This window comes from Achromobacter sp. ACM02 (genome assembly GCF_014851605.1).
Taxonomy (GTDB): domain Bacteria; phylum Pseudomonadota; class Gammaproteobacteria; order Burkholderiales; family Burkholderiaceae_B; genus Achromobacter; species Achromobacter aegrifaciens.
Genome location: NZ_JACUZY010000001.1, coordinates 693,547 through 718,381, shown reverse-complemented (window position 1 = coordinate 718,381; position 24,835 = coordinate 693,547). Strand labels below are relative to the sequence as shown.

At 68.2% G+C, this 24,835-nt stretch carries 23 protein-coding genes; 12 read left to right on the top strand and 11 right to left on the bottom strand.

Annotation, left to right across the window (positions count from 1 at the left end; all coding sequences use genetic code 11):
- The 8 genes from IB258_RS03285 (at nucleotide 1) to IB258_RS03250 (ending at nucleotide 10,774) form a co-directional block, all read left to right on the top strand.
- Complete coding sequence (locus IB258_RS03285; RefSeq protein WP_192352144.1) at nucleotides 1–960, top strand: DUF58 domain-containing protein; 960 nt, start codon at nucleotides 1–3, stop codon at nucleotides 958–960.
- On the top strand, nucleotides 957–1,457 hold the full coding sequence (locus IB258_RS03280) for a DUF4381 domain-containing protein (protein ID WP_192352143.1): 501 nt from the start codon (nucleotides 957–959) through the stop codon (nucleotides 1,455–1,457). Before IB258_RS03285 ends, IB258_RS03280 begins: the two co-directional genes overlap by 4 nt.
- On the top strand, nucleotides 1,444–2,466 hold the full coding sequence (locus tag IB258_RS03275) for a VWA domain-containing protein (protein ID WP_192352142.1): 1,023 nt from the start codon (nucleotides 1,444–1,446) through the stop codon (nucleotides 2,464–2,466). Before IB258_RS03280 ends, IB258_RS03275 begins: the two co-directional genes overlap by 14 nt.
- Nucleotides 2,451–4,046 carry a VWA domain-containing protein gene (locus tag IB258_RS03270; protein ID WP_192352141.1) on the top strand — a complete coding sequence of 532 codons (1,596 nt, stop codon included), beginning with the start codon at nucleotides 2,451–2,453 and terminating at the stop codon, nucleotides 4,044–4,046. Before IB258_RS03275 ends, IB258_RS03270 begins: the two co-directional genes overlap by 16 nt.
- A complete protein-coding gene (locus IB258_RS03265; protein WP_192352140.1) occupies nucleotides 4,043–5,464 on the top strand; it encodes a BatD family protein in 1,422 nt (473 codons plus the stop codon). The genes IB258_RS03270 and IB258_RS03265 overlap by 4 nt, the downstream gene beginning before the upstream one ends.
- Nucleotides 5,461–6,459, top strand: a complete 999-nt coding sequence (locus IB258_RS03260; protein ID WP_054454320.1) for an HAD family phosphatase — start codon at nucleotides 5,461–5,463, stop codon at nucleotides 6,457–6,459. Before IB258_RS03265 ends, IB258_RS03260 begins: the two co-directional genes overlap by 4 nt.
- Before the next feature lie 46 nt (nucleotides 6,460–6,505).
- Nucleotides 6,506–8,143 carry an arylsulfatase gene (locus IB258_RS03255; RefSeq protein WP_192352139.1) on the top strand — a complete coding sequence of 546 codons (1,638 nt, stop codon included), beginning with the start codon at nucleotides 6,506–6,508 and terminating at the stop codon, nucleotides 8,141–8,143.
- 75 nt (nucleotides 8,144–8,218) lie between these two features.
- Nucleotides 8,219–10,774 carry a fused MFS/spermidine synthase gene (locus IB258_RS03250; protein ID WP_192352238.1) on the top strand — a complete coding sequence of 852 codons (2,556 nt, stop codon included), beginning with the start codon at nucleotides 8,219–8,221 and terminating at the stop codon, nucleotides 10,772–10,774.
- A gap of 2 nt (nucleotides 10,775–10,776) precedes the next feature.
- Here the strand turns inward: IB258_RS03250 and IB258_RS03245 are convergent, their stop codons facing one another.
- The 3 genes from IB258_RS03245 to IB258_RS03235 all read right to left on the bottom strand — a co-directional run bounded on the left by IB258_RS03245 (nucleotide 10,777) and on the right by IB258_RS03235 (nucleotide 12,512).
- On the bottom strand, nucleotides 10,777–11,211 hold the full coding sequence (locus IB258_RS03245; protein WP_119449217.1) for a hypothetical protein: 435 nt from the start codon (nucleotides 11,209–11,211) through the stop codon (nucleotides 10,777–10,779).
- 219 nt (nucleotides 11,212–11,430) lie between these two features.
- On the bottom strand, nucleotides 11,431–12,069 hold the full coding sequence (locus IB258_RS03240; protein ID WP_175213399.1) for an FMN-dependent NADH-azoreductase: 639 nt from the start codon (nucleotides 12,067–12,069) through the stop codon (nucleotides 11,431–11,433).
- Nucleotides 12,066–12,512, bottom strand: coding sequence for a GNAT family N-acetyltransferase (locus IB258_RS03235; protein ID WP_054454331.1), 447 nt, complete (start codon nucleotides 12,510–12,512; stop codon nucleotides 12,066–12,068). The genes IB258_RS03240 and IB258_RS03235 overlap by 4 nt, the downstream gene beginning before the upstream one ends.
- A gap of 93 nt (nucleotides 12,513–12,605) precedes the next feature.
- Between IB258_RS03235 and IB258_RS03230 the strand changes: the two genes are divergently transcribed.
- On the top strand, nucleotides 12,606–14,036 hold the full coding sequence (locus IB258_RS03230; RefSeq protein WP_192352138.1) for a PLP-dependent aminotransferase family protein: 1,431 nt from the start codon (nucleotides 12,606–12,608) through the stop codon (nucleotides 14,034–14,036).
- Here the strand turns inward: IB258_RS03230 and IB258_RS03225 are convergent.
- Both IB258_RS03225 and IB258_RS03220 read right to left on the bottom strand, forming a co-directional pair.
- A complete protein-coding gene (locus IB258_RS03225) occupies nucleotides 14,033–14,512 on the bottom strand; it encodes a carboxymuconolactone decarboxylase family protein (protein WP_192352137.1) in 480 nt (159 codons plus the stop codon). The two genes, IB258_RS03230 and IB258_RS03225, sit on opposite strands and share 4 nt — an antisense overlap.
- Before the next feature lie 109 nt (nucleotides 14,513–14,621).
- Nucleotides 14,622–15,917, bottom strand: a complete 1,296-nt coding sequence (locus IB258_RS03220) for an ATP-binding protein (RefSeq protein ID WP_119449221.1) — start codon at nucleotides 15,915–15,917, stop codon at nucleotides 14,622–14,624.
- A 196-nt stretch (nucleotides 15,918–16,113) separates the two neighbouring features.
- On the opposite strand from IB258_RS03220, the gene chrA reads away from it, so the two are divergent.
- The gene (gene chrA, locus IB258_RS03215) at nucleotides 16,114–17,394 is read left to right on the top strand and encodes a chromate efflux transporter (RefSeq protein ID WP_370539805.1); all 1,281 of its coding nucleotides are present in this window, start codon (nucleotides 16,114–16,116) and stop codon (nucleotides 17,392–17,394) included.
- Nucleotides 17,395–17,429: 35 nt separating this feature from the next.
- Here the strand turns inward: chrA and IB258_RS03210 are convergent, their stop codons facing one another.
- On the bottom strand, nucleotides 17,430–18,224 hold the full coding sequence (locus IB258_RS03210) for an enoyl-CoA hydratase (protein ID WP_192352136.1): 795 nt from the start codon (nucleotides 18,222–18,224) through the stop codon (nucleotides 17,430–17,432).
- Nucleotides 18,225–18,277: 53 nt separating this feature from the next.
- Nucleotides 18,278–19,477 carry a multidrug effflux MFS transporter gene (locus IB258_RS03205; protein WP_054454857.1) on the bottom strand — a complete coding sequence of 400 codons (1,200 nt, stop codon included), beginning with the start codon at nucleotides 19,475–19,477 and terminating at the stop codon, nucleotides 18,278–18,280.
- 73 nt (nucleotides 19,478–19,550) lie between these two features.
- Here IB258_RS03205 and IB258_RS03200 point away from each other — a divergent pair, with 73 nt between their 5' ends.
- Nucleotides 19,551–19,871, top strand: a complete 321-nt coding sequence (locus IB258_RS03200; protein WP_054454343.1) for a SelT/SelW/SelH family protein — start codon at nucleotides 19,551–19,553, stop codon at nucleotides 19,869–19,871.
- A gap of 55 nt (nucleotides 19,872–19,926) precedes the next feature.
- Here IB258_RS03200 and IB258_RS03195 read toward each other — a convergent pair whose 3' ends face one another.
- The 3 genes from IB258_RS03195 to IB258_RS03185 all read right to left on the bottom strand — a co-directional run bounded on the left by IB258_RS03195 (nucleotide 19,927) and on the right by IB258_RS03185 (nucleotide 22,690).
- A complete protein-coding gene (locus IB258_RS03195) occupies nucleotides 19,927–21,453 on the bottom strand; it encodes a tripartite tricarboxylate transporter permease (protein WP_054454346.1) in 1,527 nt (508 codons plus the stop codon).
- A 3-nt stretch (nucleotides 21,454–21,456) separates the two neighbouring features.
- Entirely contained in the window at nucleotides 21,457–21,927 is a 471-nt protein-coding gene (locus IB258_RS03190; protein ID WP_192352135.1) for a tripartite tricarboxylate transporter TctB family protein, read from the bottom strand.
- A gap of 250 nt (nucleotides 21,928–22,177) precedes the next feature.
- Nucleotides 22,178–22,690, bottom strand: a complete 513-nt coding sequence (locus tag IB258_RS03185) for a GFA family protein (RefSeq protein ID WP_054454352.1) — start codon at nucleotides 22,688–22,690, stop codon at nucleotides 22,178–22,180.
- Nucleotides 22,691–23,094: 404 nt separating this feature from the next.
- On the opposite strand from IB258_RS03185, the gene IB258_RS03180 reads away from it, so the two are divergent.
- Nucleotides 23,095–23,232, top strand: a complete 138-nt coding sequence (locus tag IB258_RS03180; RefSeq protein WP_192352134.1) for a hypothetical protein — start codon at nucleotides 23,095–23,097, stop codon at nucleotides 23,230–23,232.
- Nucleotides 23,233–23,279: 47 nt separating this feature from the next.
- Here the strand turns inward: IB258_RS03180 and IB258_RS03175 are convergent, their stop codons facing one another.
- Entirely contained in the window at nucleotides 23,280–24,830 is a 1,551-nt protein-coding gene (locus IB258_RS03175) for a sensor domain-containing diguanylate cyclase (protein ID WP_192352133.1), read from the bottom strand.
- Nucleotides 24,831–24,835 lie beyond the last annotated feature (5 nt).

The following is a 24,835-nucleotide window of genomic DNA, read 5'->3' as shown; positions in this document are numbered from 1 at the left end:
ATGCCTTCCGCCGCTCCTTCCCCGGAAGTCCAGGTCCACATCAAGGACCTGATGGCGCTGGAACCTGCCGCGCGCGGCCTGGGGTTCTTCAGCCGCCAGCCGGTGCGCAGCATTCTGGCCGGCCAGCATGGCTCGCGCCTGCGCGGGCGCGGCCTGGACTTCGAGGAGCTGCGCCGCTATCTGCCCGGAGACGATCTGCGCCAGCTGGACTGGCGCGCCTCGCAGCGGTTGGGCAAGCCCTATGTGCGCACCTACAGCGAGGAGCGCGACCGTCCGGCGCTGGTGGTGGTGGATCAGCGCATGGGCATGTATTTCGGTTCGGTGCGCAGCTTCAAGTCTGTCGTGGCCGCGCGCATCGCGGCGCTGTCGGCCTGGATGGCCTATCTGGCGGGGGACCGCGTGGGCGGCCTGGTGTTCAGCGATGCGGGCGTCGACAACGTGCGTCCGCTGCGCAGCCGCGAACGCATCCAGGCCCTGTTCGCCGCCATTGCGCGGCGCAGCCAGTCCATGGGCGCGGACCAACCCGATGTGGACGCGTCCGGACGGCTGAACGAAGCGCTGCAAGGGGCGCTGGCGCACGCGCCGCACGATTGCCTGGTCTGCCTGATCAGCGATTTTGCCGGCGCCGATGACGCTACCTTGCGCCTCTTGCGCACGCTGGCCGCGCATAACGATGTGGTCGCAACGCTGGTGTATGACCCGCTGGCGTTGCGCATTCCCCTGAGCGGCCGGCTGGTGGTGACGCAGGGCGAGCTGCAGGTGGAGGTCGCCGCGGATCGCAAGCAGGTGCGCGAGCCGCTGTCGGACTTCTTTTCAGGACGCCTGCACGACGTGGCCGAGCTGCTGCGCCGCAGCCGCGTGCCGCTCTTGTCCATCGATACGGCGGACGACACCGTGGCGCAGTTGCGCCGCGAGCTCGGCCGCCAGGCCGGTCTTGCTCAAGCCAGGGGCCGGGCATGAACGCCGACGCCGCTCCGTCCATCGAACAGCTGCGTCAGCTGCCGCTGCCCGAGCCGGTCAGCTACTGGCCGCAGACCTGGGGCTGGCTGGTCGTGCTGGCCGTGGCGCTGGCGCTGGCCACATGGGCCGCGTGGCGGATGGCGCGCCGCCACCGACGCAATGGCTACCGCCGCGCAGGACTGCGCATGCTGGAAGCGCTGCGGCGCGAAACACAGGCGGATCCCCTGGCCGCACGCGCCTTGCCGGATCTGCTCAAGCGCGTCGGCCTGTCGTCGGTGGCGGCAGCGGACCGCGACCGGGTCGGCGCGCTGCAAGGCGCGGAGTGGGTCGCCTTCATGGATGCCGGCGTGGCCGTGTTTCCGCCCGACGCGGCCGTGCTGCTGCGCGCGCTGGCGTATGCGCCGCCCGAGACCTTGCGGGCCATCGACCCCGCGCGCGTGCGGACCTTGTTCGCCGCCAGCCGGCAATGGATGGAGCGTCACCATGTGGCGGCTTGAATATCCCTGGCTGCTGGCGCTGCTGCCGCTGGGCTGGCTGGCGTACCGCTATCTGCCGCCGTATGTGCAGCGGCGCAGCGCCGTACGCATTCCATTCTTCGAATCGGTGGCGCGCAGCACCGGCCAGACGCCGCAGCGCCCCGGCGTGCGCGGCGACCGCTGGCAACTGGCCTTGAACGCGCTGGTGTGGCTGCTGCTGGTCCTGGCGCTGGCGCGGCCCGAACGGGTCGAGCCGCCGCTGGAGCATCGCCAGCCGGTGCGCGACCTGCTGCTGGCCATCGATATCTCGCAATCCATGGAGACCGAGGACTTCGTGGCGCCGGACGGCCGCCGCGAGGACCGCTTGAGCGGCGTCAAGGCCGTGGTGGCCGATTTCATCGACCGCCGCAAGGACGACCGGCTTGGACTGATCGTGTTCGGCACCGCCGCCTATCCCCAGGCGCCGCTGACCCAGGACCATGCCACGCTCAAGCTGCTGCTCGGCCAGGTAAGCACGCGCATGGCCGGGCCCAATACCGCCATCGGCGATGCCATCGGCGTGGCGATCAAGCAGTTCGAGCATGCCGGCGAACACGACCAGGTCCTGATCCTGCTGACGGACGGCAACGATACCGGCAGCGCCGTGCCGCCGGACCGCGCCGCGGCCATGGCGGCCGCGCGCCATATCGTCGTGCATACCGTGGGCATAGGCGATCCGCAGGCGCAGGGCGAGGAGAAGGTCGATTTCGACGCCTTGCGCGCGATCGCAGCCAAGACCGGGGGCCGTTTTTTCCAGGCGCAAGACCAGACGTCGCTACGGCAGGTCTACGCCGAACTGGATCGCATCACGCCGCACGAAGTGCGCGAATTGCGCCACCAGCCGAAGCAGGATTTCTTCTGGGTGCCGCTGGGCCTGGCGCTGTTGCTGCTGGCTGGCTGGCACTTGGCCGCGGCGCTGCGCGGCCGGCGGCGCGACGCCCGGCCGCAAGGGGATGCGCGCGTGGAGGAGGGCGGATGGAAATCGACCTGAGCGCCTTCCATTTCCTGCGCCCCTGGTGGCTGCTGGCGGTCGCGGCCGCGGCCTTTGTGCTTTGGCGGCGGCGCGACGAGGACGGCCGGCTCGGCTGGCGCAGCAACATCGCGCCGGCGCTGCTGCCATACCTGACGGTGCGCACGCAGGGCAGCCGCGGGCCGCGGCCCGCGCAACTGCTGGCCGCCTTGCTGGCGCTGGGCGGCATCGCCGCTGCCGGGCCGACGTGGCAGCAGGACCGCCCAGCCTTCCTGGACAATCTGGCGCCCCTGATCGCGGCGGTCGACCTGTCGCCCTCGATGGATGCGGCGGATCTTCCGCCCAGCCGGTTGGAAGCCGCCAAACGCAAGCTGCGCGATCTGCTGAAACGGCGCGCAGGCGCCAAGACGGGCCTGATCGCCTATGCCGGCTCGGCGCATCTGGTGTTGCCGCCGACCGACGACCCTGCCTTGCCCGACATGTTCGTGCAGGCCCTGTCCACCGGGCTCATCGCCGCGCCCGGCAAGGATGCAGCGGGCGCGATCTCGCTGGCCGCGAGCCTGCTGCAATCGGGCGAGGCGGGCGGCACCCTGCTGCTGGTGACGGACGGTGCGGACACCGGCCAGCTGGCCGAAGTCGAGCGCCTGGCGCGGGCCAATTCCTTCCAGATCCTGGTGTGGGCGGCAGGCACGCGCGATGGCGGCGTGGTGCGCGACGCCCGCGGCCAGCCGCGCCTCGACGCGCAGGGCCGGCCCTTGCTGGGCAGTTTCGACGAGGATGCGCTGAAACAGCTGGCGCAAGCCGCCCGCGCGCCGCTGGGCAGCCTGACCCTGAACGACGACGACCTGGACTGGGTGACGCTGCATGCCGAACGGCACTTCCAGGAGGTGCAGGACGCGGACAAGCCGCTGCACTGGAAGGACGCCGGCTATTGGCTGTGCTGGCCGCTGGCGCTGCTGGCATTGCTGGCGCTGCGGCGCGGCTGGAACATCAACTGGACGGCCTGCCTGCTGCTCGCCGCCACGGCTACGCTGCATACCCCGCGCGCGGAAGCAGGCGCGCTGGCCGACGCCTTTTTCACGCCCGACCAGCAGGGCCGCTGGGCCTATGAACACAAGCGCTATGCCGAGGCTGCCGCCTTGTATGCCGATCCTTACTGGAAGGGTCGCGCCGCCTATGACGCCGGCGACTATCAGGCGGCGCTGGCCGCATTCGCCAAACTGGACACGCCCGAGGGCGACTTCTATCTGGGCAATACCCAGGTCCGTCTGCGCAGCTACGACGCCGCGCTGGCGGCGTACGACCAGGCGCTGCGCCTGCGGCCGGATTTTCCCGAGGCGCGCGAAAACCGCGAACTGGTCGCCAGATTGATCGCCGCCGCCGAAAGCGAGCAACAGGACGACGACTCGGAGAAACCGGACGAGACCCGCGTGGACAGCAACAAGGGCGCGGGCAAGATGATCCGCACGCAGGCGCCGCAAGCCGCGTCCGACGAGGTCTGGCTGCGCAACCTGAGCCTGTCGCCGGCCGGCTTCCTGAAGCAGAAATTCGCGATCGAAGACGCACGCAAGGCCGCGCCGGCGCAGGGGAGGCAGCCATGATGCACCGCCATGCCGCGCTGCTGCGTTGCCTGGGCCTGCTGCTGTTGCTGCAACTGGGCCTGTGCGTCGGCGTGGCGCGAGCCCAGCAGGCGGATGGCGGGCCGCAGCTGCACGCCGAGGCGCGCATGGCGGCATCGGACGACCTGATGGCTGGCGCCACCGCCATCCTGCAGGTGGACGTGTTGACGTCGACCTGGTTCACCCAGCCCCCGCAGATGCCGGCCCTGGACATCCCTGGCGCGCTGGTGTCGGGGCCGTCAGGGCAGGCCACCATCATCCGCGCCACCATCGGCGGCGTGGCCTACAGCGGATTGCGCTACGCCTATCTGGTCAGTCCCGAGGCGGCGGGCGACCTGCGCGTGCCGGCCATCCGGGTCAGCGCGCAGGTGGGACAGGCGACTGCGCCCCTGGTTGCGCAGACGCGCCCGTTCGAGGCGCGCGCCGCCGGACCGCCAGGCGGGGCAGCCGGTCATGTCCTGGCGGCAAACTCGGTCCAGGCGACCCAGCAGATCCGCTATTCGGCCGAGCCTCCCGCCGTCGGCGACCACGTCAGCCGCGTCATCACCGTGCAGGCCCAGGGCGCCCAGGCCATGCTGATCCCGCCGCCTGCCGCGGCCGCCGTGCAGGGCCTCAAGCTGTACCCGTCCGAACCCGAATTGACGCAGATGTCCGACAGCCGCGGCGGTTTCCTCGGCGGACAGCGCATCGACCGCCTGGACTATGTGATCGAAAGCGGCGGCGCCCATGAACTGCCGGCGGTGGAAATCCGCTGGTGGAACGTCGCGGCCAACAAGGAAGAGCGCGTCACGCTGCCCGCGCAACGCTTCGAAGCGCGGGCGGGCGCCGCCTACCAGGCGCCATTCTCGGTCGAACAGGACCTGCGCGACATGGGCCGGCAAGTGCAGGTGCGCGTTCCGGGAGGATGGCTGGCGCTGGCCGCGGGCGCGGCGCTGGCGGCGTTGGCCTGGTGGCTGGGTGCGCCCTGGTTGCGGCGGACATTGGCCCGCCTGCGGGCCGGACTGCGGGCGCGGCGCGAACAATGGCATGCCTCCGAACCCTATGCGGCAATGACCTTGCGACGCTTGTTGGCGCAGCCCCAGCCGCGCATGGACGCGCTATACGCATGGCTGCGCCGAGCTTGCGGCGCAGCCACGATCGCGCAGGGGACGGCCGGCCTGGACCCGGCGCTACGCCAATCCGCCGACGATGCGCTGCGAGCCTGCTATGGCCGGGAGCCGGACGCGGCGCGCGGCTGGCGCGGATTGCGCGGGATGTTCCCGCGTTGGCGCCGAGCCTTGCGCGCACCGGTACGAGAGGGCGGCGCGCAAGACCTGCCTACGCTGAATCCCCGTCCGGCCGCAACATCGCGCGGACTTGCGGGCATGCCGCCCGCCGAAATTCCAGGAGATCTCCCATGACGACGCCTTTGCTTGCCCGCCGCTGGTTCGCGCTGCTGCTCCTGTTGTTCCTGGCCGGGCTGGCGCGCGCGCAGACGCCGCTGCCTTCCTGGAATGAGGGGCCTTCGCGCCAGGCCATTCTTGGATTCGTGCAAGCCGTCACGACGGAGGGCAGCCCGGACTATGTGGCGCCGGCCGACCGCATCGCGGTGTTCGACAACGACGGCACGCTATGGAGCGAGCAACCTCTGTACTTCCAGCTGATCTTCGCGCTGGACCAGGTCAAGGCCATGGCGCCGCAGCATCCCGAATGGTCGACCGAGCAACCCTACAAGGCCGCGATCGAAGGCGACCGCCAGGCGCTTGCCGCCTCGGGCACCGAAGGACTGCTGAAGATCGTGGGCGCCACCCATACCAACATGACGACGCAGGCCTTCGGCGCGGAGGTCCGGCAATGGATCAAGACCGCGCGCCATCCGCGCTTCAAGCAGCCTTACACCAGCATGATCTATGCGCCGATGCTGGAGTTGCTGGACTATCTGCGCGGCAACGGCTTCAAGACTTACATCGTGTCGGGCGGCGAAGTGGAATTCATGCGGGCCTGGGCGCAGGACGTCTACGGCATTCCGCCCGAACAGGTGATAGGCACCACGTTCGTCACCGAGTTCCAGATGCAGGACGGCAAGCCCGTGCTGATGCGCACGCCCAAGCTCGACTTCAACGACGACGGCCCGGGCAAGCCCGTGGCCATCAACAAGTTCATCGGCCGCCAGCCCATATTCGCCTTCGGCAATTCGGACGGCGACCTGCAGATGCTGCAGTGGACGGCGGCCGGCAGCGGCAAGCGCTTCGCGGGCCTGGTGCATCACACCGACGCCCGGCGCGAATGGGCCTATGACCGGGATTCCAAGATCGGCAGGCTGGACCGCGCGCTGGATGAAGCGCAGCAAAAGGGTTGGGTAATCGTAGACATGGCAAAGGAGTGGAGAAGGGTATACGCATTTGAAACACAGTGATTCGTTTACGTGACTGGGAACCGCCCGCGAGGGTCAGGAGAAAGCGATGAACGCAAGAAAACTGTTGAGCGCGGCGCTCTTCGCCGCAACAGGCCTCATGGCACTGGCAAGCGCGCAGGCGCAGACCCAGGCGCCTGCGGCCAATCAGGGCCAGGCGGCGGCATCGGGCAAGAAGCCGAACATCCTGGTGATCTTCGGCGACGACATCGGGCAGGCGAATATCAGCGCCTACACGCATGGCGTGGTCGGATACACCACGCCGAACATCGACCGGATCGCCAAGGAGGGCATCCTGTTCACGGACTACTACGCCGAGAACAGCTGCACGGCGGGCCGCTCGTCCTTCATCACGGGGCAGTCGCCGCTGCGCACGGGCTTGTCCAAAGTCGGCATGCCCGGTGCAACCGTGGGGCTGCAAAAGGGCGACATCACCCTCGCCGAGGCCTTGAAGGCGCAGGGCTACACCACGGCCCAATTCGGCAAGAATCACCTGGGCGACCGGGACGAGTACCTGCCCACCCGCCACGGCTTCGACGAGTTCTTCGGCAATCTCTACCACCTGAATGCCGAAGAGGAACCCGAACGCCCGTACTGGCCCAAGGATCCCAACGATCCCTACGTCAAGAACTTTTCGCCGCGCGGCGTGATCAAGGCCACGGCCGATGGCAAGGTGCAGGACACCGGCGCCCTGACCACCAAGCGCATGGAGACCATCGACGACGAAACCGTGGGCGCGGCGATCGACTACATCGACAAGCACGGCAAGGACGACAAGCCGTTCTTCGTGTGGATGAACACCACGCGCATGCATATCTATACGCACATCCGGCCGGAGCACAAGGGCAAGAGCGGCATGCCCGGCAATGACTACGCCGATGGCATGTGGGAGCATGACCAGGACGTGGGCAAGCTCTTGAAGAAGCTGGACGACATGGGCATCGCCGACAACACCATCGTCGTCTACACCACCGACAACGGGCCCAACGCCTTCACCTGGCCGGATGCCGCCACCACGCCATTCCGCAGCGAAAAGGACTCCAACTGGGAAGGCGCGTTCCGCGTGCCGGCCATGGTGCGCTGGCCGGGCAAGATCCCTGCCGGGGAAATCAAGCGCGGCATCGTGTCCGGCATGGACTGGTTCCCGACGCTGATGGCGGCCACGGGTGACACCACCATCAAGGAACGGCTGCTGGATGGCTGGGCGCCGCAAGCTGGCGGCACCAAGTTCAAGGTGCACCTGGACGGCTACGACCAGTTGGGCTACCTGACCGGCAAGCAGGACAAGAGCGCCCGCGACGAGTTCTTCTACTTCAACGACGACGGCGTGCTGGTCGGAGCGCGGTTTGGCGACTGGAAGGCAGTGTTCTGCGAGCAGCGGGCTCCCGGCAATCTCAACATCTGGCAGGACCCGTTCGTCTGCCTGCGCTTGCCGAAGATCTTCAACCTGCGCATGGACCCGTACGAGCGCGCCGACATCACGTCGGACCAGTACAACGATTGGCTGGCCAAGAATGCCTATCTGACCGCCATCGCCACGATGAAGGCCACCGCGTTCCTGGACACGTTCCTCAAGTATCCGCCGAGCCAGCGTCCCGCTACGTTCAGCGTGGATCAGGTGCAGGAGAAGGTCAACAAGGCCATGGAAGAACACTTCCAGCAGCTTGACAAGCAGAAGGCGAAGTAACTGCGCCCGGCGCAAGCCGGGACAGTACCGGGCGGCGCCTGTCGCGCCGCCCGGCAACGCAGCAGGAGCAGCATGATGGGCATGGGGGCAAGCGAGGCAGCGATGCAGGGACATGATGTGGACGACAAGGCGGCGCAAGGGCGCGCCCTGACGGCGGTCCGGCCGGCCGCGTTGCTGTTCCTGTCCGGAACGGCGGCCCTGGTGTTCCAGGTGCTGTGGATCAAGCAGTTGTCGCTGGTGGTGGGCGTGGAGGTCAGCGCCATCGCCGGCGCTGTCAGCGCATTCTTCCTGGGCCTGGCGCTGGGCGGCTGGCTGTTGGGCCGCAAGGCGGACCAGTTGCGGCGCCCGGTACGCTTCTACGCCATGCTGGAAGCGGGCGTGGCGCTGTCCTGCATCGCGGTGACGTGGCTGCTGGCGCGCAGCGCCGCCGCCTTTGTCGCGGTCGAGGTCCATAGCAGCCTGGCGGCCTGGCTGGCGGTAGGGCTGCTGCTGGCCGTCCCCGCATTCTTGATGGGCGGCACCTTGCCGGTGCTGCTGCGCGCCGTGAGCCGGCAGCAGGGCGCGGACGTGAGCCGCTCTGGCGGGGCGATGTATGCCGCGAATACCTGCGGCGCGATCCTGGGCGCATTGCTGCCCGCGTTCTTCCTGATTCCGCGCTTCGGCGTGCAAGGTGCGGCGCTGGCCGCGGCCTCGCTCAACGTGCTGGCGGCGCTGGGCGCCTGGATGCTGGACCGCAGGGCAGGCGACAGCGCGGCGCCCGCCGACAATCCGCAGGCCGCTGCGGCGCCCTTGTCGGGTGAGGCGCGCCTGGCCGTGGCGCTGTACGCGGTGGCTGGCGCGGTGGCGCTGGGCTACGAAGTGATCTGGTCGCAGATGATCGTGCCCTTCATGAGCACACGCGCCTTCGCCTTCGCCATCGTGCTGGCCACCTATCTGGCCGGGCTGGCCATCGGCGCGGCGCTCTATGCGCGCTGGGCCCATCGCGTGCGCAATCCCTGGCCGGTGTTCGGCTTCCTGATCGCTGGCGCAGGCCTGATCGCGGTGCTAGAGGTGGCCTTGCTGGGCAAATGGCTGATCGTGGCCCAGACGCAGGCGGAAGCGGCGGTCTACCAATGGACGGGCAGCGGCTTTGCCGGCATGTGCGCGCGCTTCGCGGTGGCGGCGGCCAGCCTGGTGTTGGCGCCCACGCTGCTGCTGGGCGCGGCGTTTCCCGCCGTGCTGCGTATCGCGGTGGGCGACCGGCAGGTGGGGCGGGAAGCCGGGGCCGTGCTCGCCTGCAACACGCTGGGCGGCATCGCGGGCACCTTGTTGACGGGATTCCTGCTGTTGCCCGCCCTGGGGCTGGTACGCACGCTGAGCGTGCTGGCGGCCATCGCCGCGGCGGTGGGCGCCGTTGCCGCCTGGCGCGGGCGTGCGGACGGCCGCGCCGCCACCGGGTGGGCCACCGGCATCGCGGGCCTCGCCACGCTGGCGCTGATCGCCACGCTGCCGGCAGACCAGTTTGCGCGGCTACTGCCTGGGGCGAGCGGCGCGGGCCTGGTGTTCTACGAGGAAAGCCATGGCGGCACCGTGGCCGTGGTCGAACGCGCCGGCAACGGCAACCGCTTCCACCGCCTCTACATCCAGGGCGTATCGAATTCGGGCGACGCCATGCCTTCGCTGCGCTACATGCGGCTGCAGGCGCTGCTGCCCTTGATCGTGCATGCGGGCGAACCCAAGTCCGCGCTGGTCGTGGGCTATGGCACCGGCATCACGGCGGGCGCCTTGTCGCAATACCGCGGGCTGGAAAAGCGGGCGGTCGCCGAGCTGCTGCCAGCCGTGCTGCGCGCCGCGCCGCACTTCCAGGGTACGTTCCAGGCCGCCACCGATCCTGGCCTGGACAAGCGGCTGCGCGACGGACGCCGCGAGCTGCAGGCCAGCGCCGAACGCTGGGACCTGATCACGCTGGAGCCGCCGCCGCCTTCCGCCGCGGGCGTGGTGAATCTGTATTCCCGCGACTTCTACCAACTGGCCGCAAGCCGGCTGGCGCCGCAAGGCATCGTGGCGCAATGGCTGCCGCTGCCCACGCAGAACGAAGACGACACCCGCGCGCTCATCGCCAGCTTCATCGAGGTGTTTCCGCATGCCCAGCTCTGGACCAGCGAACTGCATGAAATGCTGCTGCTAGGTTCCATGCAGCCGCTGACGCTGGACGCGGCCCGCATCCAGGCGCGCTACGGCCAGCCCGATACCGCTGCCGCGTTGCAGGCTGTGGGCGTGCCATCCGCCGCCGCCTTGTTGTCCACCTGGGTCACGGACCGGGAAGGCCTGGCGCGCTTTGCCGGCGATACCCCGGCCGTGACCGACGACCGCCCGGGCATCGAGTACACGACCTGGGTCCGCCCGCGCGAAGTGGCGCGCGTCCTGCCCGCGCTGCTGGCCCTGCGCAGCGAACCGCCGCTGACCGGCGCGTCCGACGCGCTGCGCGCCGACATGGAACTGGAGCGGGCGCGGCTCGACACGTTCTACCGAGCGTCGCTGGCGGCCTATGTGGGGGATCGTGAAACCTGGGGCAGGGAAATGAACAAGCTGGCGCGCGATGATGGCGACAACGCCTACTACCGCTGGTTCATGCCCAGCGCCAGGCAGTAGGGCTAACTACATATGCGCCGCCATGGCGCGACCCCGTGGGGCGAGCAATAGCCCGCGCAGGGCGTCGCCATCGACATGCCGCTCTGGCAGCGCAGGTCCGGCGCCCGTTCGCCATAGGGCACCATGCCCTGGCAATCGCATGAGGCAAGGCCGGCGCCGGACGGCAGTTTCTTGGGCAGCTCCGGCACAGCGGCGCGTTCGGCCTTGGCCTTGGGCGCGGGCGGCGGCGCTTCGTCGTTCGCATCGGCGCGCTCGATCACGCCCCGGACCTTGGCCGTCGGCATGCTGCAGGCTTTGGCAATGGCGTTGACCGTGCGGCCGTCGTTGGCCATCGCCACGATCTTCTTGTCGCTGCAGGCCGCCTCGGCGCGCGGCGCGGCGAGGACCCACAGCGCAAGCGCGGCCGCCAGGAAAATACCAGGACTGGTCAGTGTCATTGCACGCCTCCTGCACCCATGCCCGAATGAGGAAGTACGGCGTAGTCTGGTCAGGCGAGAGGGTTCTGGCCAAGAGCGTAGTGCCGGCTATTTGGGGGTGTCAACGCAGCCCGATTGCCTAATACTTCTTGCGTAAGCGGGCTCGGCGCCGGCGCTATTCCTAAGAATGAGGCGGCTTGGTGCGCGCGCCATGATGCGCGGGCACCAGCCCCGGCGCGATCAAGCTGCCGCGAACTCCGGATGCAGACCCGCCGCGAACGGATGCGCGACGATCTCCGATTGCGCCTGCGCGCGGGCCGCCTGCAACGCCTCCGCGCCCCGCGCCGTGCCCTGCACCGAAAAGAACGTCACGTTCTTCAGGCCCATCGTGCCCAGCACGTGCCTAAGATAAGGCGTGAGAAAGTCCGGCTGGCTTTGCCCGTCGCAGCCGAAGTCGCCGCCGGACGAGATCGCCACGTATACCGGACGGTCCTCCAGGCTGCCTTCCTTGCCGCGCGCCGTGATCTGGAAGGTGCTGCGCACCCGCACCACGTGGTCGATCCAGGTTTTCAACGATGCCGGCACGGTGAAGTTGTGCATCGGAGTCGCGATGACGACGTGGGTCGCGGCCTGCAGGGACTGGATCAGTTCGGTTGAGCGGCCCAGCGCGCCCCGATTCTCGCGTCCGTCCGTGGGATCCTGGCGCGCGCTCAGCGTGGCGGCGTAGTCGGAGTCGACCAGGGACAGGGCGGTCGCGTCGACGTCGACCACGGCCGCGTCGGGCGCGGCGGCGGTGAGTTGGTCGACGATGGCTTGCGACAGGCGATAGCTTTCGGAGGCGCGGCCACGCGGGCTGCAGATGATGCGCAGGATATTCATGAGGCGGAGGTTTCCAGGGATTTGCTGAATCGGATGGCGCTGGTCAACAGACCGGCGCGGAAATAGAAGCGTTGGGCCAGGGCGTTGCCCAGGCCGGTGTCGAGCACCAGGCGGGCGCAGCCGTGGCCGCGCGCGGCGGCGTCCAGGGCTTGCAGGAGCCGGGCGCCCCAGCGTTCGCCGCGGCGGCCGTCCGCCACCACCAGGTCGTCCACGTACAGAAAGCGGCCGTAGATCAGGTTTTCCTGCACGCGGTAGCCGGCCAGCGCGACGGCTTGGCCGTGGTCCATGGCGGCCAGCAGCCGGTAGCCGTCGGCGCGCATGCGGCTCACGCGTTCGACGAAATCGGCTTCGTTTTTCAGATGGGGCCTGAGTTCCCGCATGAGCGGCAGGCAGGCCCTCAGGTCCTGCGGGCTTTCGAGGTGTTGCATAGTGGCGTCGGTCATGGATGCACTGGCGGTGTCAGGGTTCAAGTGCAGTCATCTTAGGAGCCGCATGCCATAATTAGAAGGGCCATAAATTGAATTCTGGACTATGCCATGATCAGCCCGCAGCCCCAGGACCCGCCCGTGCCGCCGGACGGCGCCGAGCCTCTGTACCGCCAGGTCTACGAGCGCTTTCGCGGCGCCATCGCGCAGGGCACGCTCAAGCCAGGCGACCGCATTCCATCGGCGCGGGCGCTGGCCAAGGAGATGGGCGTGGCGCGCGGCACGGTGGAGGTCGCGTATTCACTGCTGGCATCGGAAGGCTATATCCAGGCGCGCGGCCAGGCCGGTACGGTGGTGGCGCCCGACCTGCAGCCCCAGCACGCGCCACCGCCCGCCGTGGCCATTCCTGCCGAGACGCCCGGCGACGGCCCGGGCTGGCGCGAACCCTCGGGCCTGCGGCCGTTCCAGATGGGCTTGCCGGCGCTGGATGAATTTCCCCGCAAGCTCTGGGCCCGCCTGGGCGCGCGGCAACTGCGCGGCCTGCAGGCCGGGGACCTGGCCTATCCGCCCAGCGGCGGCCTGCCAGCCCTGCGCAGCGCGACCGCCGCCTATCTGCAGGTGGCGCGCGGCATCCATTGCCAGCCCTCGCAGGTGTTCATCACCGCCGGCTACAACAGCACGATGGCGCTGATCCTGCAGACGCTGTTCGAAGCCGGCGACCAGGTCTGGATGGAAGATCCAGGCTATCCGCCAACCCGCGCGCTGCTGGAGCAGGCGCGCTTGAAGCCCGTGCCCGTGCCGGTGGACCAGGACGGCATCATGGTCGGCGCCGGCATCGAGCGGGCGGGGCGGGCGCGCGGCGCGGTGGTGACGCCTGCCCATCAAAGCCCCTTGAGCATGTCCTTGTCATTGCCGCGCCGGCAGGCCTTGCTGGACTGGGCCGAACGCTGCGGGACCTGGATCGTGGAAGACGATTACGACGGCGAATACCGCTACGTCGGCCGTCCGCTGCCGGCCTTGAAGAGCCTGGATACGCAGGGGCGGGTGCTGTACGCGGGCACCTTCAGCAAGGTGTTGTTCCCCGGCCTGCGGCTGGCCTATCTGGTGGTGCCCGAGGCGCAGGCTGGACGCTTCGCGCAGTCCGCGCGCTTGCAGGCGGGCGCTGCGCCTGGCCTGACCCAGGCCATATTGAGCGCTTTCATGGCCGAAGGCCATTTCGGCCGCCACATCCAGCGCATGCGCAAGCTGTACGCGGAACGGCGCGCCGCGACCGTGGCGGGCCTGAATGATGCGCTGGGGCAGCGCCTGCGGATCGAGCCGCAGCCCGGCGGCATGCATCTGGTGGCGCGCCTGGAAGACGGCCAGAGCGACGTGGGGTTGGCCGGGCGGATGGAAGAGCAGGGCATGTATGCGGGCGTATTGTCGCGCTGGCACGCCGCCCCGCAGGGGCAATCGGCGCTGCTGCTCAGCTTCACCAATATCGCCACGCAGGCGCAGGCCCGTGAACTGGGTCTGCGCATACTGCAGCTGATGCAGTCCTAGTTCAGCCCGGCCTTGTCCAGGCCGTAGGCCGCGTCGGCCGAACCCGGCACGGTGCGCAATGCCACGTTCAGCCGGTTCCAGCCGTTGATCCCGACCACCAGCAGGGTCAGGTCGGAAATTTCCTTTTCGGACAGCTGCGCGCGCACGTCCTCATAGACCGCATCCGATACGCCCTGCGGCGACAGGGTGGTGACCGCCTCGGTCCAGGCCAGCGCGGCGCGCTCGCGCGGCGAGAACAGTGTGGACTCGCGCCAGATGGCGATGTGATGCAGGCGCAGTTCGCGCTCGCCGGCGATGCGGGCCTGCTTGACGTGCATGTCCAGGCAAAAGCCGCAGCCGTTGATTTGCGACGCGCGGATATCCACCAGTTCGCCGACCTCCTGCACGATGGGGGTCTTCTTCAGCGACATGCTGAATTCCAGGTACTTCCTGGACTGTTCCTCGGATACCTGGAAATAATTCAAACGCTGGGTCATGTTCCTACCTTTTCGATGCGTGTTGCCGAGCGGAATCTCGTGTCCACAGGATGCCGCGGCTTGGACCAGGAAGGTAGTGCCATAAATGGAGTTTTCGCCTGGGCCATGCTCAGGCCGGCCAGCGCAACACGAAGCGTGCGCCGCCCAGGGGGCTGTCGTGGATTTCGATACCGCCGCCGTGGCTGGCGGCCACTCGCCAGACGATGGCCAGGCCCAGGCCGGCGCCGCCGGTGCCGCGGTCGCGGCTTTCATCCAGGCGGATGAAGGGTTCGAACACGCGTGTCCGGTCGGCGGGCGCGATGCCGCCGCCGTCGTCGTCCACGATCAGCTCGAAGCCGCCCGACGGGCACTGGGTGAGCTTGACCTCCACGTGGCGGCTGGCGTAGCGCACCGCGTTCTGCACCAGGTTCAGCAAGGCCCGGCTCATGTAGCGCGGATGCAGCCGCACGCGCGGCGGGTAGTCGCGATGCACATGGCACTGGATCGCACGCGCCTCGGCCTGGTGCGCCACCTGCGCCAGCGCTTCGCCCAGCCAGTCGCAGGTGTCCACGGTTTCCAGCCGGACGGTGTCGTCGGTGGGGCGTTCCAGCCGCGCATAGACCAGCAATTCGGCCACCAGCGTTTCCAGTTCGCAGATGTCGGCCTGCATGTCGCGCAGTATCTGGTGCCGCTTGGGCAGGTGCTGGTCCTGGCCCAGCATGGCGACCTCGAAGGACAGTCGCGCCAGCGGCGTGCGCAATTCGTGGGAGACCGCGTTGGTCAGGCTGCGCTGGTTTTCGACCAGCGCCGAAATGCGTTCGGCCATCTGGTTGAAGCTTTCGCCCACGTGCCGCATGCCGGCCAGGCGCGACAGCCGCACCCGCGCGCCCAGGTCTCCCTGGCCCATGCGCAGCGTGGCGTTGCGCAGCCGGTCCAGGTCGCGCCACAGGGGCAGGGCCCACAGCAGCAGCAGGATGATGCCCACGATCAGGCTCAACGCAGTCCAGACGCCAACGGTGACCCATCGCTCCAGCACCGGCGCGCGCGGCAGGCGGACTTCCAGCCACTGCCGGGGCTGGCCCGCCAAGGGCGCGAGATAGACGTTGTAATCGTCGCGCATGATGATGCCCAGCGTGGCCAATTGCCGCTGTTCCTCTGTGCTGGGCGTGACGTCGGCATCGGCCAGCAGACCCAGGCCCAGGCCGTAAAGCGGCTGGATGTCGTCGCGCAGGCGCTCGGCGCGAGCGGCCGGCGCAATGCTGTCGAGTTCCGTGCGCAGCACATGCATCTGTCCCCGGACAGCCTGGTACGACAGATCCGCGCTGACCGAATCCAGCAGATACATCAAGCTGCGTTCCACCAGCTGCGACCCCGCGACATAACCGATGGCGGCGACGACGAAGATGCGGATCGCGAACTTGAACATGGGGGATACGGCCGGATGAGGACTCGCGATGCTAGGCGCATGCCGCCGGGCAGTCCGCCGATATTTGTAGGGTATTTGTAAAGTTGTTTGTAGCGGCCAAGCGGGCGAGGTAAACCCGCCATATGGCCCGGCCCGTTCAGGCGGTTGAATCCGCCGCGGCGCCCGGCTATAAGCATGGGGCGGGGGCAGGACCCTCATGCCCCGCCTGCCGATGAAGCCTAATCCCATGCCGCCGCTGCCTCCCCACCAAGACGAACACGTCGCCAGCAAGCCCGCCACTGCCACGCGCGAGCAGCCCGGTCGGGGGTCCTGTCTGGAAGTCTTCCTGGTATTCCTGCGCCTCGGGCTGACGTCCTTCGGCGGGCCGGTGGCGCACCTGGCGTATTTCCGCACGGAATTCGTGGAGCGCAGGCGCTGGCTGGACGACTATGCGTATTCCGACCTGGTGGCGCTGTGCCAGTTCCTGCCGGGGCCGGCCAGCAGCCAGGTCGGCATGGCGATAGGCCTGAAACGCGCCGGATGGGCCGGCATGCTGGCGGCCTGGGTGGCGTTCACGCTGCCCACGGCCGTGGCGCTGATCCTCTTCGCGCTGGGGCTGGCGCAGTTCGGCTGGCTGTCCGCGTCGGGCGCCATCCATGGACTGAAGATCGCGGCGGTGGCCATCATTGCGCAAGCGGTCTGGGGCATGGGCCGCTCGCTCTGTCCTGACCGCGAACGGGCGGGACTGGCGGTGGCGGCGGCGCTCATCACCATCCTCATGCCGACGACCCTGGGGCAATTGAGCGCGATCCTGCTGGGCGCCATCGCCGGCCTGGCCGCGCTGCAGGTGCCGCCGCGACCTGCGCTGGCGGTGCCGCCGTTGAATGTGTCGCGCCGCGCGGGATACATGGCCCTGGCGCTGTTCGTGCTGCTGCTGGCGGTCTTGCCGGCCTGGGCGGCGATCAGCGGCATGCCGCTGGCGCAGCAGCTCTCAGGCTTCTACCGCGCGGGCGCGCTGGTGTTCGGCGGCGGCCACGTGGTGCTGCCCTTGCTGGAATCCGCCTCGGTGGCGGGAGGCATGGTTTCCAACGCCGATTTCCTGGCAGGCTATGGCGCGGCGCAGGCCATGCCGGGGCCGCTGTTCGCCTTTGCCGCCTTCCTGGGCGCGATGTCGTCGGGCCCCTTGTCGGGCTGGGCCGGCGGACTGGTGTTGCTGGCGGCGATCTTCCTGCCGGGCGCCTTGCTGGTGGCGGCGGCGCTGCCGTTCTGGGAAAGCCTGCGGCGGCGGCCCGGCGTGCGCAACCTGATCGCGGGCGTGAACGCGAGCGTCGTGGGCATCCTGCTGTCGGCCCTGTACGACCCGGTCTGGACCAGCGCCATCCGCGATCGGGTGGATTTCGGCCTGGCCTTGCTGCTGTTCGGCCTGCTGGTCTATGCGCGCTGGTCGCCCGTCTGGGTGGTGCTGCTGGCCGCGGCCGGCGGCTGGGCCTTGGCCTAGCGGAGCCGCGGGCGGCGCGGCCCCGCGGCGTCGAATCAGGACTGCCAGCGCGGCGGACGTTTTTGCAGGAAGGCGTCTATGCCTTCGCAGGCGTCGGCTTCCATCATGTTGCGCGCCATCACGTCGCCCGCATAGTCGTAGGCATCCGCCAGCGCCATCTGCCGCTGCTTGTAGAACATGCGCTTGCCGTAGCGGATGGCCGTGGGGCTCTTGGCCAGGATGTCATCCACCAGTACGCGCACGCGCTGGTCCAGTTGCGCCTCGGGCACAGCGTCGTTGATGAGGCCCCAATCCCTGGCCTGGCCGGCATCGATGAAGCGCGCCGTCACCAGCATTTCGAAGGCGCGCTTGGCCGATACGTTACGACTGAGGGCGACGGCGGGCGTGGAGCAGAACAGGCCGACGTTGATGCCCGACACCGCGAACTTCGCCGTGTCGGCCGCCACGGCCAGGTCGCAGCTGGCCACCAGTTGGCAGCCCGCCGCGGTGGCGATGCCGTGCACCTTGGCGATCACCGGCACCGGCAATGCCTGCAAACCTTGCATCACGGCGCTGCATTTCCTGAAAAGGTCGCGGTAATAATCCAGCGAGGGCTGGCTGCGCATTTCGCGCAGGTCGTGGCCGGCGCAGAACGCCCGGCCGCTGGATTCAAGCACCACGCAGCGCACGCCGGCATCGCGCGACAAAGCGTCGATCTCCGCCTGCAGCGCGGCCAGCATGCCTTCGGACAGCGCGTTGAACTGGCCCGGGCGGTTCAGGCGCAGCGTCACCACGCCGCCTTCGGCGTGGCGCGCCAGGATCGGCTCTTGCGCCGCTTGTTCGTTATTCATGTCGTCTCCAGGGTGGGCTATCCCTGGATAGTAGAGGGTTACGCGGCTCGGCGTCAGCCCGCAGCCAGGCGCCGCGCCATGCCCGGCGACAGGCACAGCAGCGGCCCGACGATGACCGCGCCGATCAGCGCCATCGCCGCTTGGGGCGCCATGCCGCTGTCCAGCAAAAGGGTGGCGATGACGGCCGATCCGCTCATCTGGAACAAGCCATACACCGCGGCCGCGGTGCCGGCGCGCTCGGCGAAGGGCTCCAGCGCCAGGCTCAGCCCGGATCCCAGCGCGAGCGAAAAGCCCACGGTCAACACCGCCACCGGCAACATGAAGATCCAGGCCGACAAGGGCAGCCACAGCCAAGCGGCCAGGTGCATGGCGGCGGCCGCGAGCAGGGCGGCCATGCCCACGCGCACCATGGTGTGGCGGCCATAGCGCGCGATGAAGGCGGGAGCCAGGAAGAAGGCGCCGATGTTGATCGCCGCGTTGCCGCCGAACCAGGCGGAGAAGCCCAGTTCGGAATAGCCCAGCTGCTGCACCAGCACCACGGGCGCGGCGGATACGAACACCAGGATCATCGCCATGCCGGCCATGCCGAACGCCGCGAAGTACAGAAAGCGTCCGCTGGCCGCGATCGGCGCATAGCGGCGCAGGCTGTAGAGCGGGCCTTGCTGTCTGGGAGGCGCGGCGCGCGTTTCCTCGAAGCGGATCGCCAGAAAACCTGCCAGCGTCAGGGCGAACAGCACCATGAAGACGAAGGTGCTGCGCCAGCCCGCATGCACGGCCAGCGCGCCGCCCACCATGGGCGCCAGCGCGGGCACGGTGCACAAGGCGCCGTTCAAATAGCTGTAGACGCGCGCGCCCACCGCGGGACTGAAGCAGTCGCGCACCGCGGCAAAGGCCACCAGCGAGGCCGAGCACGCGCCCAGCCCCTGGATCACGCGCGCGGCATAGAACACGTCCAGCGACGTGGCCGCGGCGCCCAGCGCCGAGCCCAGCAGATACGCCAGCGCGCCGCCCAGCGCAACTGGCCGCCGGCCATAGCGGTCGGCCAGCGGGCCGATCAGGATCTGGCCCACGCCGACGGCGAAGATGAAGAGGGTGATGCTGGCTTGCAGCGCGGTGACGGGCTGGCCGTAATCCTGCGCCATGACGGGCAGGGAGGGCAGATAGATGTCGATGCCCATGGGCGTGAGCGTGACCAGCCCCATCAGGAGGCCGATCAGCCAGCGTTGGCCGCGGGGTGATAATGCAGACTTCATGGCAGGCTCGGGGTCCATCGCAGACCCGGGAAAACCCGATATTATCCATGAACCGGCGTAGAATCTTCCAGCTATGAACACACCCGCCCTGCGCCCCCGCATCGTCATCCATTACTGCACGCAGTGCCAGTGGCTGCTGCGCGCCGGCTGGATGGCCCAGGAACTCTTGTCCACCTTTTCCATCGATCTGGGCGAGGTCGTGCTGCAGCCCGGCACCGGCGGGATCTTCCAGGTCACCTACAACGGCGACCTGATCTGGGACCGCAAGAGCGATGGCGGCTTCCCCTCGGCCAAGGAACTGAAGCAGCGCGTGCGCGATCGTCTGGATCCCGGGCGCACGCTGGGCCATATCGACGGCCACACCGCCGGCCCGCTGGCCGCGCCCGACGCCTGAAGCGCATACGGACCGGCCCCGCAGGAGCCGGCCCGTCGCCACGCAGCGGCAGTCGTCAGGCGGAAGACTCCGCTTGCGCCAGGCCCACACGCTGCTTGCGTTGGCGCATGGCCGACACCACCAGCAGCGCAATCAACCCCACGCACGCCACCACGAAGCCCAGGCTGATGGGCCGCGAGACGAAGATCGTCAGGTCGCCGCGCGACAGCAGCAGGGCGCGGCGGAAGTTCTCTTCCACCATGGGGCCAAGCACGAAGCCCAGCAACAGCGGCGCGGGTTCGAAGCGCATGCGGATCAGCGCGTAGCCCGCCGCGCCGAACAAGGTCACCATGGCCACGTCGAACAGATTGTTGTTGGTGCTGTAGACACCCACGCAAACAAAGAACAGCGCCGCCGGGAACAGGTAGCGGAACGGCACCGTCAGCAGCCGCACCCACATGCCGATCAGCGGCAGGTTCAACAGCAGCAACAGCACGTTGCCGACCCAGAAGCTGGCGATCAGCCCCCAGAACATGTCGGCGTGCTCCACCATCATCTGCGGTCCCGGCTGGATGCCGTGGATGATCAGCGCGCCCAGCATCAGCGCCATCACCGGATCGCCAGGGATGCCCAGGCTCATGGTGGGAATGAAGCTGGTCTGGGTCGAGGCGCTGGTGGCCGCTTCCGGTCCGGCGATGCCCTCGATGGCGCCGCGGCCGAAGCGGCGCGGCTCGCGCGCCACCTTCTTTTCCGTCGCATACGAAATGAACGAGGCGATGGTAGGGCCGGTGCCGGGCAGGATGCCGAAGGCCGCGCCGATTGCCGTGCCGCGCACCAGCGCGCCGCGCGACTGCTTGATGTCGCCGGCTTCGGGGCGCATCGACTTCATGCTGATCTTGGCGGTGGTCACCTTGGCGTCGCCGCCGATGCGGTTGATGTTCTTCAGGAAGTCCGCCACGCCGAAGAGACCCATGGCCAGCGCCACGATCTGCAGGCCGTCGGACAGTTCCAGGATGCCGAAGTGAAAACGCATCGTGCCGGTGTTGACGTCGGTGCCCACCACGCCCAGCAGCAGGCCCACCACCACCATCGCCACGCCCTTGATCGCCGACCCCTTGGCCAAGGTGGCGCCGGCCAGCAGGCCCAGCATCATCATGGAGAAGTACTCGGCGGGGCCGAACTTGAAGGCCACGTCAACCAGCATGGGCGAGAACAGAATCATCGCCAGGATGCCGACCGACGCGCCGCAGAACGACGAGAACATCAGCATGAACAGCGCCGAGCCAGCCTTGCCGTTGCGCGCCAGCGGATTGCCGTCCAGGCAGGCCACCGCGTGTGATGCGGTGCCAGGCAGGTTCAGCATGATGGAGGTAATGCCGCCGCCGTACTGCGAACCGTAGTAGATGCCTGACAGCATCACCAGCGCCGCCGTGGGCGTCATGGTGTAGGTCAGCGGCAGCAGGATGGAGATCGCGGCCAGCACGCCCATGCCCGGCAGCACGCCGATAAGGTTGCCCATGAACACGCCGAACACGGCCCACATGAGGTTGTCCAGCGCGAAGGCGACGGAGAACCCGTGCATCAGGTTGTTGAAGATTTCCATCGATCAGCCCCAGCGGAACAGCGGAAACTGCAGTTGCAGCGCCCAGGAGAAAACGGCCACGCCCAGCACGGTCACACCGGCGGCCAGCAGCGCCGCGCTGCGCGGCGTGTGCTGGCGGTCGCCCATCGCGGAAATGAAGACCAGCGCGAAGGTCGCGGGCACCAGGCCGCCGTATTTGCCCACCAGGATGAAGGCCATGAGTCCGCCGATGATGCAGCCCCAGCCGCGCCAGTCGGGCGGAGGCTCGTCCTCGGCGTCGTCATCGGCTGCCGCGGGCGCCGCGGCCATGCGCGCGATCATCAGGCCCAACAGCACCAGCAGCACGCCCAGGATCGCCGGGAACATCCCTGGCCCCATGCGCGCCAGGCTGCCGATGTTGTAGGTGGATGCCTGCGCGATGGCGCCCAGGCCCAGCACGATCATCGTGCCGGCGGCCCAGACTTCGCGCCGCGCGGCGCTGCGTTTGGATTGCATCTGTAGTCCTCCCGTTGTTGTGCTTTTGCCTGACTACGTTCTGAACAAAAGCTGACTTTTGAATGAACGCGGAAGTCTAGGAATTCAAACTTCCGTTCACCTTTCAGGGACACGGGATATGCGCCAAACAGGCTTTTCTTCCGCAAAAACGGGGGAAATCCCTAAGCGCGCGAGGATTGCGGGCAGGGTCGATGCGCGGCGCTCAGACGGGTGTTGCGGCGTTGCGCCGCGCGTTGTTGCGGCGGGGTATTCAGCCCTTGGGCGTCCAGGGCTTGCGCGGGCTGCCGGCCAGCGCGGCGTCAAGGCGCTGCCTGGCGGCCTGGGGCCAGCAGGCGTCCATGTCGTAGAACGCTTCGGCCGCCGGCACGTCGTCCGGTATGCCCACCCACGGGTGCTTGGAGCGCACGAAGCAATGCGCGCCTGGCGGGAAGTCGGCGGCGCGGTCCAGCGTGCCCGCATAGATCAGCGCCACCGTTTCGCCGAACCCCGGGTGATGGCTCCACAACAGGCCCAGGCAGGCCGCGCAGCGCACGACCACGACCGTCTCGCCATCATTGGCGTTCTTGTCTGCGGGATGGCGGCGCAGCTCGCCCCGCAACTGGTGCACGCGGTCGGATTCGATCACCGCGTTCATCGCAAAGGCGGTGCCGGCGTGCCGTTGGCACACGGTGCAATGGCAGCAATGCACGAACATGGGCGGGCTGGCGAGGCGGTAGCGGACCGCGCCGCAATCGCAGCCGCCCTCGATGGGAGCGTGGGTCACGATCAGTCTCCGGACAATGGGCGCATCCAGTGTATGGAGGCCCGTCCGGCAGCGGGAGTGGCGATCGCGTCATGTTGCGGGGGCATTTGCGTCATTGGCCATTGCCGGCGTCGACGCGTCAGGGGCAGGGCGCCGGCCTTTGTGGTCCACGCCAGAATCGCTTGCTATTTCAGGCAATTTAATGCTAAAATTCAGCATCTTTCGGCAAAATCACAACAAAACCAAGTGCCAGAAGATTTGTAAGTCGCTGGCGGCCGCGGCCGCCATTTTCGTTTGCGTTGCCTGCGCGCATGCCCCCCGCGCTCCGATGGCATCCATTGGAAACAGCATCCATGGCACGCACGAATCTCATGCATTGCGCTTTGCGCGGGGGAAAGCCATGCGTCCTGAACAGGAGAACGTTCATGTCTCATCAACTCGTTGGCAAGAAGTGGCAATTCGAGATTCCTCCCCTGGACTGGAAGGCGCCCGAGACCAATAAGGAAGCGGACATCAAGACCGTTGCCGCGGACGCCGATGCCACCGACGACCAGGACGCCTGACCTGGCGTTGCCGCAACCCTGAAATAGCCGCCGGGCGGGCAGGGGCGTCAGCCCGCGTGCGTCACCACGCGGTTGCGCCCCTGCTGCTTGGCCGCGTACAGCGCGGCATCGGCAGCTCGAAAGACCTCATCCACGTCCGCGCTGCCCGCCGGCCAGTGCGCCACGCCGGCCGATACCGTGATATCCGGTAAGCCGCTCGCACGGCGCATCTCAGTGGTCTTGCGCAGGCGCTCAGCCATGCCCGTCGCTTCCCTGGGGCCGGCGCCGGGCAGCAGGATCAGGAATTCCTCGCCGCCATTGCGGCAGAGTATGTCGGTCGGGCGCGAACAATCACGCATCAACTGCGCCATTCCCTGTATCGCCTCATCGCCCACCGTGTGGCCGTAGGTGTCGTTGACCTGCTTGAAATGGTCAATGTCCAGCGCGATCACGGCAAAGGGCGTATCCGCCGCCTGCAGCGCATCCACCGCCTGGCGCGTGCCGCGGCGGTTACGCAGCCCGGTCAGCGGATCGGTGATGCTGGCCTGATTGAGCTTGCCGATCTTGTCCTGCAGGCTGGAATAGCTGCGGATCACCGCGCGCTTGAGGCGCTGGGCCTCGAAATACCAGGCCTTCACCGAGCGCACCCGCTGCATGGCCACCGCCATGTCATGGTGCTCGACATTGGTGGCCAGTTGCGACAGCGGCTGCGAAATCTTGCGCGCACACCACCAGATCGCCAACAGGAACAGCAGGGCGAAGGGCGCCGCGTAGCGGATCAGCGCCCAGATGAGATCGTGCAAGGGTTCCAGCGTGGCCAACGCCGGGCGCTGCGCGATTACTCCCCAGCCGCTGCGCGAGACGTGGGCATAGCCGGCCAGCATGTCCACCCCGCGCGTGTTGATCAGGCGCTGCGCGCCATCCTCCCCGCGCATCACCGCCGCCACGGCGGGATTGCTGGTGACGTCCTCGCCGACGCGGTCGTTCTCGGCGTGATAGATCAGCCGCCCCTCGTTATCCACCACGTACAGATAAGACCCGTCCTGATAGGGATGCTTGCCCAGCAGGTTGTGCAGCGCGCCTTCGTTGCGCAGGTAGATCGTACCCGACACGTAGCCCAGGTAGATGCCGCCCTCGGAATGAATGGGATACGAGACGTTGATCAGCAGGTTGCCGGCAACGGACACATAGGGCTTGCTGATCAGGGGCTTGCGCGTCTGCAGCGCCATGCGGCTGGCGGCGTTGTCGACCCGCGTTCCCTGGAAGCTGCGGATGGCCTGGCTGGCCGCCACCATGACGCCGTCGGCGCGGATGATGGCGACCGTGTTGAAGCTGTCCGTCTGCTCCCGCAGGCGCGCGACTTCCGCGTTCAAGACTTCCGGCGCATCGAAGCGCCAGGCGACATGGCGGGCGCTGTACTCCAGTTGCTGCAGGGCCGAGTCCAGGAAGGTGCCCGCGCTCTCCGCCAGCTTGGCGGCGTACACCCGGTTGGATTCCAGCGTATTGGCGATGAGCTGTTCACGCTGCACCCGGTAACTGGCGTACAGGGCGTTGGCGGTGGCGGCGAGGGCGCTGCATACGGTAAGCGCAAGCACCAGCCCGCGTAGGTTGATTCGCATGAAGA

Coding starts and splice junctions, on each gene's coding strand:
- IB258_RS03250 (WP_192352238.1), top strand. CDS start 8,219: ATGGGCATGGGGGCAAGCGAGGCAGCGATGCAGGGACATGATGTGGAC.
- IB258_RS03190 (WP_192352135.1), bottom strand. CDS start 21,927: ATGCAATCCAAACGCAGCGCCGCGCGGCGCGAAGTCTGGGCCGCCGGC.
- IB258_RS03230 (WP_192352138.1), top strand. CDS start 12,606: ATGATCAGCCCGCAGCCCCAGGACCCGCCCGTGCCGCCGGACGGCGCC.
- IB258_RS03175 (WP_192352133.1), bottom strand. CDS start 24,830: ATGCGAATCAACCTACGCGGGCTGGTGCTTGCGCTTACCGTATGCAGC.
- chrA (WP_370539805.1), top strand. CDS start 16,114: ATGCCCCGCCTGCCGATGAAGCCTAATCCCATGCCGCCGCTGCCTCCC.
- IB258_RS03265 (WP_192352140.1), top strand. CDS start 4,043: ATGATGCACCGCCATGCCGCGCTGCTGCGTTGCCTGGGCCTGCTGCTG.
- IB258_RS03260 (WP_054454320.1), top strand. CDS start 5,461: ATGACGACGCCTTTGCTTGCCCGCCGCTGGTTCGCGCTGCTGCTCCTG.
- IB258_RS03245 (WP_119449217.1), bottom strand. CDS start 11,211: ATGACACTGACCAGTCCTGGTATTTTCCTGGCGGCCGCGCTTGCGCTG.
- IB258_RS03275 (WP_192352142.1), top strand. CDS start 1,444: ATGTGGCGGCTTGAATATCCCTGGCTGCTGGCGCTGCTGCCGCTGGGC.
- IB258_RS03180 (WP_192352134.1), top strand. CDS start 23,095: ATGTCTCATCAACTCGTTGGCAAGAAGTGGCAATTCGAGATTCCTCCC.
- IB258_RS03285 (WP_192352144.1), top strand. CDS start 1: ATGCCTTCCGCCGCTCCTTCCCCGGAAGTCCAGGTCCACATCAAGGAC.
- IB258_RS03200 (WP_054454343.1), top strand. CDS start 19,551: ATGAACACACCCGCCCTGCGCCCCCGCATCGTCATCCATTACTGCACG.
- IB258_RS03225 (WP_192352137.1), bottom strand. CDS start 14,512: ATGACCCAGCGTTTGAATTATTTCCAGGTATCCGAGGAACAGTCCAGG.
- IB258_RS03270 (WP_192352141.1), top strand. CDS start 2,451: ATGGAAATCGACCTGAGCGCCTTCCATTTCCTGCGCCCCTGGTGGCTG.
- IB258_RS03205 (WP_054454857.1), bottom strand. CDS start 19,477: ATGAAGTCTGCATTATCACCCCGCGGCCAACGCTGGCTGATCGGCCTC.
- IB258_RS03280 (WP_192352143.1), top strand. CDS start 957: ATGAACGCCGACGCCGCTCCGTCCATCGAACAGCTGCGTCAGCTGCCG.
- IB258_RS03220 (WP_119449221.1), bottom strand. CDS start 15,917: ATGTTCAAGTTCGCGATCCGCATCTTCGTCGTCGCCGCCATCGGTTAT.
- IB258_RS03235 (WP_054454331.1), bottom strand. CDS start 12,512: ATGACCGACGCCACTATGCAACACCTCGAAAGCCCGCAGGACCTGAGG.
- IB258_RS03210 (WP_192352136.1), bottom strand. CDS start 18,224: ATGAATAACGAACAAGCGGCGCAAGAGCCGATCCTGGCGCGCCACGCC.
- IB258_RS03240 (WP_175213399.1), bottom strand. CDS start 12,069: ATGAATATCCTGCGCATCATCTGCAGCCCGCGTGGCCGCGCCTCCGAA.
- IB258_RS03255 (WP_192352139.1), top strand. CDS start 6,506: ATGAACGCAAGAAAACTGTTGAGCGCGGCGCTCTTCGCCGCAACAGGC.
- IB258_RS03195 (WP_054454346.1), bottom strand. CDS start 21,453: ATGGAAATCTTCAACAACCTGATGCACGGGTTCTCCGTCGCCTTCGCG.